The sequence below is a fragment of the Allobosea sp. genome (assembly GCF_017308075.1).
GTDB lineage: Bacteria > Pseudomonadota > Alphaproteobacteria > Rhizobiales > Beijerinckiaceae > Allobosea.
Genome location: NZ_JAFKFX010000026.1, coordinates 135635 through 148044, shown reverse-complemented (window position 1 = coordinate 148044; position 12410 = coordinate 135635). Strand labels below are relative to the sequence as shown.

At 68.8% G+C, this 12410-nt stretch carries 6 protein-coding genes; 2 read left to right on the top strand and 4 right to left on the bottom strand.

Features of this window, described 5'->3' with window-relative positions:
• Positions 1 to 65: 65 nt before the first annotated feature.
• The 4 genes from J0J10_RS07540 to J0J10_RS07525 all read right to left on the bottom strand — a co-directional run bounded on the left by J0J10_RS07540 (position 66) and on the right by J0J10_RS07525 (position 4650).
• Positions 66 to 1562: a tripartite tricarboxylate transporter permease gene (locus tag J0J10_RS07540; protein WP_291645934.1), complete on the bottom strand. Its 1497-nt coding sequence runs from the start codon at positions 1560 to 1562 to the stop codon at positions 66 to 68.
• A 10-nt stretch (positions 1563 to 1572) separates the two neighbouring features.
• Positions 1573 to 2046 (bottom strand): tripartite tricarboxylate transporter TctB family protein, encoded by a 474-nt coding sequence (locus J0J10_RS07535; RefSeq protein ID WP_291635671.1) that lies wholly within the window; start codon positions 2044 to 2046, stop codon positions 1573 to 1575.
• Positions 2047 to 2129: 83 nt separating this feature from the next.
• Complete coding sequence (locus J0J10_RS07530; protein ID WP_291645933.1) at positions 2130 to 3125, bottom strand: tripartite tricarboxylate transporter substrate binding protein; 996 nt, start codon at positions 3123 to 3125, stop codon at positions 2130 to 2132.
• 151 nt (positions 3126 to 3276) lie between these two features.
• The gene (locus J0J10_RS07525) at positions 3277 to 4650 is read right to left on the bottom strand and encodes a serine protease (protein ID WP_291645932.1); all 1374 of its coding nucleotides are present in this window, start codon (positions 4648 to 4650) and stop codon (positions 3277 to 3279) included.
• A gap of 292 nt (positions 4651 to 4942) precedes the next feature.
• On the opposite strand from J0J10_RS07525, the gene J0J10_RS07520 reads away from it, so the two are divergent.
• Entirely contained in the window at positions 4943 to 10183 is a 5241-nt protein-coding gene (locus tag J0J10_RS07520) for an alpha-2-macroglobulin family protein (protein ID WP_291645931.1), read from the top strand.
• A gap of 7 nt (positions 10184 to 10190) precedes the next feature.
• Positions 10191 to 12341 (top strand): penicillin-binding protein 1C, encoded by a 2151-nt coding sequence (gene pbpC, locus J0J10_RS07515; protein WP_465247167.1) that lies wholly within the window; start codon positions 10191 to 10193, stop codon positions 12339 to 12341.
• Positions 12342 to 12410 lie beyond the last annotated feature (69 nt).

The window sequence follows — 12410 nt, the reverse complement described above, 5'->3', positions numbered from 1 at the left end:
GCCCGTCTCTAGCACTGATTCGCCGCGATGGCCGGCGAGAAGCGAAGTCGCCGCCGGCGAGCGGCTCAGGCGGCCACGGGCTGGCGCCGCCCGAAGGGCAGCGCCTTCCAGGCCATCATGGCCCAGAGCAGCATGGTCAGCACCCCGAGCGTGCCGGCGATCGGCCGGTCGAGGAAGCCGACGAAGGAGCCGCTCGCCTTGATCATCGAGCTCATGAAGTTCTGCTCGAGCATCTCGCCGAGCACCAGGCCGAGGATCAGTGGCGCGACCGGGATGCCGTGTTCCTCGAGCAGCCAGCCGAAGACGCCCATGACGACCATCAGCACCACGCCGTAGAGCGAGTTGGTCATGGCGAAGGAGCCGACCATGCAGAAGATCAGGATCACCGGCAGCAAGATGTTGCGCGGCACGCGCAGGATCTGCTTGGCCGATTTGATCGCCACCCAGCCGAGCGGGAACATCAGCAGATTGGCGAGGATGAAGATGATGAAGACGGCATAGATCAGCTCCGGCGTCTGCAGGAAGACGGTCGGACCGGGGTTCATGCCCTTCATGTAGAGCACGCCGATGACGATCGCCGTGATCGAATCGCCGGGGATGCCGAAGACCAGGGCCGGGATCCAGGCGCCACCCAGCGCCGAATTGTTGGCCGAGGTCGAATCGACGATGCCTTCGATATGGCCGGTCCCGAACTTCTCGGGCTCCTTCGACATCTTCTTCGAGACGGCATAGGAGACCCAGGCGGCGATGTCGGCGCCGGCGCCCGGCAGGGCCCCGATCACGGTGCCGATCACCGAGCCGCGGATGAAGTTCTTCCAGTAGCGCCGCGCCACCGCGCCGAGCCCGGCGAACATGTTGCCGACCGCCTGCTGGATCCGCGCCCCGGTCGCCTCCATCGTCACGGCACCGCGCAGCAGCTCCGAGACGGCGAACATGCCGATCAGCGTCGGGATGAAGTTGATGCCCGACAACAGGTCGACATTGCCGAAGGTGAACCGCGGCTGGCCCGCCGCGGGGTCGATGCCGACCGTGCCGATGGCGAGGCCGATGAACAGCGAGAGCAACCCCTTCAGCGGATCGCCCGTTCCGATGAAGACCGCGCAGGTCAGGCCGAGGCAGGCAAGCCAGAAATACTCGAAGGAGGAGAAATTGATCGCGACCTCGGCGAGCACCGGCGCCAGCAGCACCAGGATGGCGACGCCGAAAATACCGCCGAGCACCGAGAAGACCAGATTGACGCCCATGCACAGATCGAGCTGACCCTTCTTGGTCATCTCATAGCTCTCATCGGCATAGGCCGCCGAGGCGGGCGTGCCGGGCATGCGCAGCATCGCCGCCGGGATGTCGCCTGCGAAGATCGCCATGGCGGTCGCGGTGACGATCGCGCCGAGAGCCGGCACGGGCGCCATGAAGAAGGTGACCGGCACCAGCAGCGCCGTGGCCATGGTCGCGGTCAGCCCCGGCATCGCTCCGACGAACATGCCGAACACGGCCGAGCCCATGATGATGGCCAGGACATAAGGGTCGAAGACCAGCCCGAAAGCGGTTGCGATTGCGCCCATTACCGCCTCCTCAGAGCACGCTGTCGAGAATGCCGCGCGGCAGCGGCACGCGCATCATCGAGCTGAAGAACCAGTGGACCAGCAACGTCATGCCGACCGCCACGATGACCGCCGTCAGCGGCCTTACGCCGAACCAGAGAAAGAGCACGAGCTGGATCAGCATGGCGCTGGGAATGAAGCCGAGGGGCTCGGAGGCGAGGATGTAGAACGCCATGGCGCCGAGCATCAAAGCGAAGGAGGCGACGCGGCGCGGCTGCGAGGTCCAGCCGTCGAGCAGGAGCCAGCGTCCGCCTGCGGCATGCTCGCGCCAGCCGCGGAGCATCAGCAGCACCGAGCAGCCGATGATTCCGGCACCGAGAATGCGCGGAAACAGGCTCGGCCCGTATTGCTGGCCAGGGAACGCCGGAAATGAAAAGGTCATCGCGATCATGGCGGCGGCGATCGCGAGGAACACCAGCCCGACCACGGCGTCGTTGAAACGCATTGGCAGTCTCTCCATCGACCCGCGCGGCAGTCCCGCGCGGGGCCAGGGCCGGCAAAGCCGACCCGTTCGAAATCAGGTTGAAATCAGGCCTTCTTCGCCAGCCCGGCGGCGCTCATCGCCGCCGCCATCGCCTTGTCGCCGTCGGCCATGAACTTGGTGAAGCCGGCCTGGTCGGCGAAAGTCATGCCGAAGCCGCGGGCATTCATGAAGTCCTGGAACTCCTTCGACTCATAGGCCTTCTTCAGCTCGGCGACGAGCTTGGTCTGCACCGCCTCGGGCAGCCCCTTCGGCCCGGCGATGCCACGCCAGGCGCCGACCGAGTAGTTGATGCCGAGGGTCTCGTTGAGGGTCGGCACGTCCTTGAACTGCGGGTTGCGCGCCTTCGCCATGATGGCGAGCGACTTCGCCTTACCGGCATCGAGCATGGCACGCGCCTCGGGGACCGAGCAGGTGACGATGTCGATGCCGCCCGCCGCCAGGTCCTGCATCGCCGGCGCCGCGCCGTTCGACGGGGCCCAGGCGACATGGTCGGGCTTAAGGCCCATGGCGACCAGCCAGCCGATCAGCGCCAGGTGCCAGATGCCGCCCTGACCGGTGCCGGAGGCCTTGAACTTGCCGGGAGGCGCAGCCTTGATCGCATCGGCCAGCGCCTTGATGTCCTTGTAGGGGCTCGAGGCCGAGACCTGCACGCCCGGCGGGTCCTCGTTCATCAGGGCGAGCGGCGTATAGCTGGTCGGATTGAGCTCGGTCAGGCCCTGATGATGCATCATCGTGATTTCGACGGTGATCATGCCGATCGTGTAGCCATCGGGTGCCGCCGTCGCGATCGCCGAATGGCCGACCACGCCCGAGCCGCCGGTCCGGTTGACCACGTTGACGGGCTGGCCGAGGCTCTTTTCCAGCATGGCGGCGACGATGCGCGCCGTAGCGTCTGTGCCGCCGCCGGCCCCCCAGGGGCAGACTAGGGTCACCGGCCGGTTCGGCCATTGCGCCTGGGCGATCGCCGGGTTCGCAATCAGCCCGGTCGCACCGGCAGCCGCGGCACCTTTCAGAATCGTACGTCTGCTGAACTCACTCACGGTAGCGCTCCTCCACTTCAATCGATTTAGAAGGTGACAGCTTCTCCGCGCAGCGGGGCCATCTTGAACTTCGGGCGCCATCTGAACTGATTGCAGCCGCAGAGGCAACAGTTTTGCATGCAGTATGCACCGGCTTGCATGCAAGTTTTCCTCAGGGCACGCAGCTCACGGGGACCACTGCCTTTCCGGCGGCCGCGACGATCGCGCCGGTGCTTTGCTCCGGCGCATCGCCTTTCGCGGCCGGAATCCGGGTCTGCGTCCGGGCCAGGAATGCCTGCAACGCTCCCATGTCCGCCATCGCATAACTCCGCTGCGGAGCGACGCCGGCGACAAGCGCCTTGTCCGAAGGACCGGCAGTGACGAGCCCGGTAAGCCGGCCTTGCCGATCGAAGACCGGGCTGCCCGCCCCACCCGGCTGCAGCGGCGCGAGCACGGCCTCGCCGCGCAATTCCGCGGCCAGCGCGACGGCGCCGCGTGCCGCGCCATTGCCGTCGAAGCCAAGCACCACAGCGGCTTGCGCCGGCTGCGCCGCATTGTCGCGCAGGCCGAGACCCGGCTGCTCGCCGAGGCCAGGCACGTCGAGCAGGGCGAGCCCGCTCGCCTGATCCTGCAGCCGCAATTTTGCCGGATGTCCGCCGACCTTCAGCGCTTTGCAGGCCTCGACCGCGACTCCGGCCGTCAACACCAGCTCCCGGGCCACGACGAGGCCGACACCGAGGCGCTCGGTCGCCGCAGCCACCGGCGTCGCACTTGTCGCCGCGGCGCCGACCGAGGGCGCTGCGGGAGCCGAGCCGGTCGGGAACGGCTCGAAACTGTCGGCGATCGCGGTTACGACCTTGTCGAAGCTTGCCGCCACCGCCTTGTCGTAACCGACGGAGAAGCCGCGCAGGCCGCCGGGTCCGCTCGCCTGCCTGCGGAAAAACCTGCCACCCGCCGTCTCGCCGGCGACAACGAAGAAGCTCGGCTGCAGCAGCTTGTAGGTGATGCGGCGCGGCACGTTCGGATTGACGGCGATCTGCCGCTCGAACAGCGCCGCCAGCGGCTCGCTCGCCGGCCCGGCGCTGACATCGAGCGTGATTCTGCCATCGGCACTCTGCCAGCGGCTGCCGCCGTTCGGCAGGGCTTCGCGCTTCGGCAGCAGCCTTTGCGGGATGCCAATGCGCACGCCGGTGCGCTCGTCCGTGACGACCGCGAACCCCGCCGTCTCGCGCGCCGTCCGCGCCAGCCGGGCGAGTTCCTGCCGTTCCGCCGGGCTCAACTGGCCGTCCGGCTGACCACGCCCGGCCTTGAAGCCATTGACGGCCCGGAAGGTCAGCGGTCCGAAATTGCCGGTGGCGGCGCTGTTGAGATGCCCGGTCCAGATCAGATCGACCTGGATCGCCTTGCGTTCGGCTTCTGACAGTCCCTCGAAGATGCGCGTCGCGGCTTCCAGGCGCGGATCCGCAGGGCGCGGCTGTGCCAGCGCCGGCCCATGGCAAAGCAGCAGAACTGCGATGAGACCGGGAATCGACCGGAAACTGATCAAGACGACCTCCCGTTCAGGCGCGCAGGCAGTGCTGCGGACCGCTATTCAGCGCGAGCCGTGCCGCCGAGGCAAGGGGGACGAGGCGCAGGTCGAGGATGACGGACGATTTGACGAACCGCTCGGCGAAAACCGCTCAGACCTCGCCAAACGCGCCGGTTGGCCCGGTCTTGCAAGTTGCGCTAGTCGGGCCTGATGATAGCCTCGTTTCGGCCACGGCGCGACGTTACGTCATCGCGTCGACGCCTGCCGCGGCTATCCTCGTGCCGCCTGCTGCCTTCCCGGAGACCGAGCCATGTCCCTCCTCGCCCGTCTCGCCCTCATCCTCGGTCTCGCTCTCGCTGCCGCTCCGGCCTTGGCCCAGAAGGCCTATGTCCGGCCCGATCTCGCCGGTGACGGCCAGCGGCTGGAGGAAAGGCTGAAACGCGAGGTCGGGGCGAGCCAGCGTCCCCTCGCGACGCTGCTGCGCGACGGCAATGCCGCGCTTTCCCGCGGCGATGCGCGCGGCGCCCTGCCTCTCGCCAATGCCGCCGCCATGGCCGATCCGGCCAATCCCGCCGGCTGGCGCCTGATGGCGCAGGCCGCGATCGGCATCGAGCCGCGCGATTATCGCGAACGCTATGAATTGCGCGAGCGCGCCGTCAGCGCCGCCTATCTCGCCTATCAGCGCTCGAGCTCGCGCACCGAGGAGGCGACCTCGCTCGGCGTCCTCGCCCGCGTCTTCGAGAAGAACGAGCTCTGGCGCCCCGCCCTGACCACCTATCGGCTCAGCCTCGACATCGCCGACAATGCCTCGCTGCGCAGCGACTACGAGGCGCTGCGGGCCCAGCGCGGCTTCCGCCTGCTGTCCAACAAGGTCGATTCCGACGCGGCGAGCCCGCGTGCCTGCTTCGAGTTCTCCGAGCCGCTCGCCCGCGGCCGCGTCGACTTCGCGCCCTATGTCGCGATCACCGGCAAGGGCGACTTCGCCGTCAGCGCCGAAGAACGCCAGCTCTGCGTCGACGGCCTGCGCCATGGCGAGCGCTACGGCTTCGTCATCCGCCAGGGCGTACCCTCGGCCCTGCCCGACGAGAAGCTGCTGAAATCCTCCGATTACGAGGTCTATGTCCGCGACCGCGCCCCGTCCGTGCGCTTCACCGGCAAGAACTACGTGCTGCCGCGTACCGGCCAGCAGGGCGTGCCGGTCGTCTCGGTCAATGCCGGCAAGCTCGACCTCGAGGTGATGCGCATCGGCGACCGCAACCTGATCAACTCGGTCCATTCCGAGGACTTCCTGAGCCAGCTCGGCAGCTACAATGCGGGCCAGATCGCCGCGGACAAGGGGGCCAGCGTCTGGAAGGGCACGATGGACGTGAAGTCCGAGCTCAACAAGGACGTCGTCACCGCCTTCCCGGTGCTGGAGGCCGTCGGGCAGCTCCAGCCCGGCGTCTATGTGATGTTCGCCAGGCCGAGCGGCACCCAGCCGGCCAGCAGCCCGGATGGCGACTACGACTATGACGGCTCGCCCCGGGCGACGCAGTGGTTCGTCGTCTCCGATCTCGGCCTGACCTCCTTCTCCGGCCCCGACGGCGTGCATGTGCTGGTGCGTTCGCTCGCCGACGCCACACCCGTCGCCAATGCCGAGCTGCGCCTGATCGCCCGCAACAACGAGGTGCTGGCGACGATCCGCTCCGACCGCAACGGCTATGCCCGTTTCGACGCCGCCCTCGGCAAGGGCCAGGGCGGCAACGCGCCCGGCCTCATCACCGCGACACTCGCCGAGGATTACGGCTTCCTCGATCTCAAGCAGACGGCGTTCGATCTGTCCGACCGCGGCGTGAAGGGCCGCGTCGCGCCCGTCGGGCTCGACGCCTTCCTCTACACCGAGCGCGGCGTCTATCGCTCCGGCGAGACGGTCTATCTGACCTCGCTGCTGCGCGACGCCAAGGGCGCCGCCGTCGCCGGCCTGCCGCTGACCCTGGTGGTCAGGCGGCCGGACGGCGTCGAATATCGCCGCCGCCAGGTCGAGGACCAGGGGGCGGGCGGCCGTGCCCATTCGATTCCGCTGATCTCCGGCGCCCAGACCGGCACCTGGCGGGTTCAGGCCTATTCCGACCCCAAGGGCGCCGCGATCGGCGAGGTCTCCTTCCTCGTCGAGGACTATGTCCCCGAACGGCTGGAACTGACGCTCGCGCCGAAGAAGCCGGTCCTGCAAGCCGGCGAGCCTGCCGAGATCGACGTCTCCGCCCGCTATCTCTACGGCGCCCCCGGTTCCGATCTCGACGTCACCGGCTCGATGACGGTGCGGGCCGCCGGGCAGAGCGCGATCCCCGGCTTCGCCGGCTATGAGGTGGGGCTCACCGACGAGGCCTTCGAGCCGCAGCAATCGGAGTTCGAGGACACGGCCAAGACCGACGCCAGCGGCAAGGTCACGCTCGTCAACCCCGTCGCCGAGCCGGAGGCCAACCGTCCGCTCGAGGTCGAGCTGACGGTGCGCGTCGGCGAGCCCGGCGGGCGCGCCATCGCCCGTTCGGTGACGCTGCCGATCGTGCCCAAGGGCGCTGCCATCGGCGTGCGGAAAACCTTCAAGGACGGCGAGCTCGGCAACGGCCAGACCGCCAGTTTCGACGTGATCATGGCCAATGGCGACGGCCGCCGGATCGGTCGGCAGGGCCTCAAATGGACGCTCTCCAAGGTCACCCGCAACTATCAATGGTTCTATCAGGACGGCCGCTGGAACTATGAGGGCGTGAAGCAGACGCGCCGCGTCTCCGATGGCGAGATCGCGGTTGCCGAGAACGCCCCCGCTCGCATCGCTGCGCCCGTGCAATGGGGCAATTACCGGCTCGACGTCACGGCCGACGGCGCCGATGCCACCGAGACCAGCGTCTCCTTCAGCGTCGGCTACGAAACCGACAAGGCCGCCGACACGCCCGACGTGCTCGACGTCGCGCTCGACAAGGCCGCCTATACCGATGGCGAATCGATGCAGGTCCGCCTGACCGCGCGCTTCACCGGCAAGGCGACGCTCGCCGTGCTCGGCGACGGCATCAGCGAGATCCGTACTGTCGACGTCTCGCCCTCCGGCACCACGGTCAATCTGCCGGCCAGGGCGGGCTGGGGTGCCAGCGCCTATCTCGTCGCCCTCGCCCATCGCCCGATGGATCAGCAGGCCCAGCGCATGCCCGGCCGTGCCATCGGCCTCGCCTGGTTCGCGATCGGCAAGGAAGAGCGCAACCTCGCCATCGACCTCGGCGCGCCCAATCTGGTGCGGCCGCTCTCGACCCTGTCGCTGCCGGTGAAGGTCACCGGCGCCAAGGCCGGCGAGGAAGCCTTCGTCACGGTCGCAGCCGTCGATGTCGGCATCCTCAACCTGACCCGTTTCGAGAGCCCCGACCCGAGCAGGTTCTTCTTCGGCCAGCGCCAGCTCGGCCATGAATTGCGCGATCTCTACGGCTATCTGATCGACGGCATGCAGGGCGTGCGCGGCGCGATCCGCTCCGGCGGCGACGCCGCCCCGCAGCTCAATGGCGAGGCGCCGACCCAGGAGCCGCTGGCGCGCTATTCCGGCGTGGTCAAGCTCGGTCCCGACGGCACCGCCAAGGTCGATTTCGAACTGCCGGCGTTCAATGGTTCGGTCAGGGTCATGGCCGTCGCCTGGTCGGCCGGCAGGACCGGGCAGGCGAGCGCCGACGTCTTCGTCCGCGACCAGCTCGTGGCGCAGGCGACGCTGCCGCGCTTCCTGGCGCTCGGCGACCAGTCGCGCTTTCACCTGCAGATCGACAATGTCGAGGGCCCGGCCGGCTCCTATCTGGTCGATCTCGACGTCAAGGGCCCGGTCGTCGTCGGCGCCGACGCGACCCGCAGCAGCATGACTTTGGCAGCCGGGGCGAAGGGCTCTCTGACCATCCCGGTCACCGCCGCCGGCCTCGGCCGGGCGAGCTTCGACGTCAAGGTCTCCGGCCCGAACGGCATCGGCACGGTGCAGAATCTGGCGGTCAGGGTGCAGCCCTCGACGCAGACCATCGCCCGCCGGATCATCAGGCCGATCCCGGGAGGCGGCTCGCTGACCGTCTCCTCCGACCTGCTGGCCGATCTCGTGCCGGATTCGGGCGCCGTCTCGATCTCGGTCTCGCCGGTCGCCGCACTAGACGTTTCGGCGATCCTCAAGGCGCTCGACCGCTACCCCTATGGCTGCACCGAGCAGACGATCAGCCGCGCTCTGCCGCTGCTCGTCGTCAACCGGCTGGCCTCGATGGAGCAGCTCGCCCTCGACGGCAATGCCGACGAGCGCGTCAATGCCGCGATCGAGCGCGTCCTCGCCCGCCAGGGTGGCAACGGCTCCTTCGGCCTCTGGAGCATCGGTGGCGAGGATCTCTGGCTAGACGCCTTCGTCACCGATTTCCTGACGCGGGCCCGCGAGCGCCAGTTCGCGGTGCCGCAGACGGCGTTCAACATGGCGCTCGACCGCCTGCGCAACCAGGTCGTCAACACCAGCGAGATCAACAAGGAGGAAGCGGCCGGCATCGCCTATGCTCTCTATGTGCTCGCTCGCAACGGCCGGCCGGTGATGGGCGATCTGCGCTATCTCGCCGACAACAAGCTCGCCGATTTCGCCTCGCCTTTGGCCCGCGGCCAGATCGGTGCGGCGCTTTCCCTGCTCGGCGACCGGCCCCGTGGTGCCGCCGCCTTCAGCAACGCGCTCGGCCGCCTGCAGCAGACCAGCGATGACGGGCTCTCGCGCGCCGATTACGGCTCGCGCCTGCGTGACGGGGCGGCGCTGCTCGCCCTGATCGCCGAGAGCAATGGCGACCGGGCCGAGCTGAACCGCGCCGCCGATATCGTCCAGAATGCCCGCCAGAGCGCGCGCTACACCTCGACACAGGAGAATATGTGGATGGCGATGGCCGCAGCGGCCATGGCCAAGGAGGCGGAAGGCATGACGCTGACCGTCGACGGCACCGAACGCAAGGGCGCGCTCTACCGCACGGTTCCAGCCGCCGCGCTGGAGGGCAAGCCGCTCGTCATCGGCAACCCCGGCACCGCCTCGGCCAATGCGGTCCTGACCGTCTCCGGCATCCCGACCACGCCGGAGCCGGCGCTGAACCAGGGCTTCGCACTGGAACGCACGCTCTTCAGCATGAAGGGCGAGCGGGTCGACCCGTCGCGCCTGCGCCAGAACGAGCGCTATGTCGTGGCGCTCAAGGTCACCGAGCCGGCGGCGCGCTATGGCCGGCTGCTGCTGGTCGATCCCGTCCCGGCCGGGCTCGAGATCGAGAACGCCAACCTGACCGAGGGCGCTTCTGTCGAAGGGCTGAACTGGCTGAAGCAGGAGGTCGCGCCCGTCCACACCGAGGCGCGCGACGACCGCTATGTCGCCGCCTTCGAGCGCAGCGGCAGCAGCAACCAGCCGCTGAGCTACACCGTCGCCTATATCGCCCGGGCCGTCTCGCCCGGCCGCTATGTCCAGCCGGCGGCAGTGATAGAGGACATGTACCGCCCGGACCGCTTCGGCAGGACCGCGTTCGGCACGGTCGACATCACCTCGGCGAGGTAGGATCAAGGTGAGCGCGCCGCACGATAGGCCAAGCGCGACAGAACCTCCTCTTCCTTCGGGGAGAGAAGGAAAGCGCGCGTGGCCACGCCGCCTCGCTTACCCCGGAGCCGGCATCCTCGCCCTGGTAGCCGCCACGACGGGCGCGCTGTTCTGGTACGCCTCCACCCTCTCGCCGCTCGACCTCTCGGCTGCCAGCGATCGCTCCACCGTGGTGCTCGACCGCGAGGGCAAGCTGCTGCGCCCCTTCGTCACCGCCGATGGCCGCTGGAAGCTGCCGGTCGGCGCAGCCGATGTCGATCCGCGCTATCTTTCCATGCTGAAGGCCTATGAGGACAAGCGCTTCGACGCGCATCTCGGCGTCGATCCGCAGGGCCTGATCCGTGCCGCCGTCCAGATGCTGGGCAATGGCCGCATCGTTTCCGGCGGCTCGACGCTGACCATGCAGGTGGCGCGCCTGCTCGAACCGCGCCAGGAACGCTCGCTCTCGGCCAAGCTCAGGCAGACGGTGCGCGCGCTCGAACTCGAACGGCGCTTCAGCAAGACTGAAGTTCTCGACCTCTATCTCACCCTCGCCCCTTTCGGCGGCAATCTCGAAGGCGTGCGCGCCGCGAGTTTCGCCTATTTCGGCAAGGAGCCGAAGCGGCTCTCGACCGCCGAGGCGGCACTGCTGGTCGCGCTGCCGCAATCGCCGGAAACCCGCCGGCCCGACCGTTTTCCGGAGGCCGCGCGCAAGGCCCGCGAACGCGTGCTCGCCAAGGCCGAGGCCGCCGGTCTCGTCACACCGGGCGAAGTCACCGCCGCCCGCGACGAGCCGATACCGACGGCGCGAAAACCCTTCCCGGCGCTGGCCCCGCATACCGCCGAGCAGGTCGTCGCCGGCTCTCCCGAGCAGAAGCGGCATCGCCTCAGCCTCGATGCCCGCTGGCAGGCGACCCTGGAACAGCTCGCCCGCGAGCGCGCCATCGGCCAGGGACCGCAGCTCTCGATCGCCATCCTCGTCGCCGACAACGAGACCGGCGAGATCCGCGCCTCAGTCGGAGGCGTCGACTATTTCGATGCCGGGCGCGCCGGTTCGCTCGACCTGACGCAGGCCCTGCGTTCACCCGGCTCGGCACTGAAGCCCTTCATCTACGCGCTCGCCTTCGACAATGGCCTCGCCCATCCAGAGACCATGCTGGAAGACCGGCCGACCCGCTACGGTCTCTATGTGCCCGAGAATTTCGACCTCGGCTTCCAGGGCATGGTCAGCGCCCGCAAGGCGCTGCAGCTCTCGCTCAACCTGCCGGCGGTCGAATTGCTCTCGGCGCTCGGCCCGCAGCGTTTCCTGTCGCGGTTGAAGGATGCCGGCGCCGCCATCGCCATGCCCAGGGAGAGCGGCGCGCCCGGCCTCGCCATCGGCCTCGGCGGGCTCGGCATCACGCTCTCCGACCTGACACGGCTCTATGTCGGACTCGCCCGCGGCGGCGAGGTCGTGCCGCTGAAGGTCACGGCCGCGACCGATCCCGGCACCGTCCCGCTGCGCCTCGTCGAGCCGGTCGCTGCCTTCTATGTCGCCGACACGCTGCTCGGCGCGCCGCCGCCGCTGAACGCCGCGCCGGGGCGGATCGCCTACAAGACCGGCACCTCCTATGGCTATCGCGATGCCTGGGCCGTCGGCTTCGATCGCAGACACACCATCGGCGTCTGGGTCGGCCGGGCCGATAACGGCGCGGTGCCCGGCCTCGTCGGGCGGGCGGTTGCGGCGCCGATCCTGTTCGACGCCTTCGCCCGGATCGGCCACGATCCCCGCCCCTTCATGCAGCCTCCCGGCGTGATCGCCGCGACCAGCGCGACCCTGCCGCCGCCCTTGCGCCATCTGCGCCAGGATGTGCCCAAGACGGTGGCTGCGCTAGCGACGCCGGGGCTGAAGCTCGCCTTCCCACCCGAAGGCGCCCGCATCGATCTCGCCGCCTCGGCTCCCGAGGGCGGGCGGCCCCAGCTCGGCCTCAAGGTCGCCGGCGGCGTCGCTCCCTTCACCTGGCTGGTCGACGGCGCGCCGATCACCGGTCCGGTCCGGCGCCGCGAGACGGAATGGCAGCCGCCCGGCAAGGGTTTCGTGCGGATTTCGGTGGTCGATGCCGCCGGCGCCAGCGAGAGCGTCTCGGTCAGGCTGCAATAGCACTCACCGTCATTGCGAGCGGAGCGAAGCAATCCAGAAGGACTGCGCGCGCCACTGGATTGCTTCGCT

Bases quoted from the DNA above. Each gene is read 5' to 3' on its own strand.
- J0J10_RS07540 (WP_291645934.1), bottom strand. From the start codon at position 1,562: ATGGGCGCAATCGCAACCGCTTTCGGGCTGGTCTTCGACCCTTATGTC.
- J0J10_RS07535 (WP_291635671.1), bottom strand. From the start codon at position 2,046: ATGCGTTTCAACGACGCCGTGGTCGGGCTGGTGTTCCTCGCGATCGCC.
- J0J10_RS07520 (WP_291645931.1), top strand. From the start codon at position 4,943: ATGTCCCTCCTCGCCCGTCTCGCCCTCATCCTCGGTCTCGCTCTCGCT.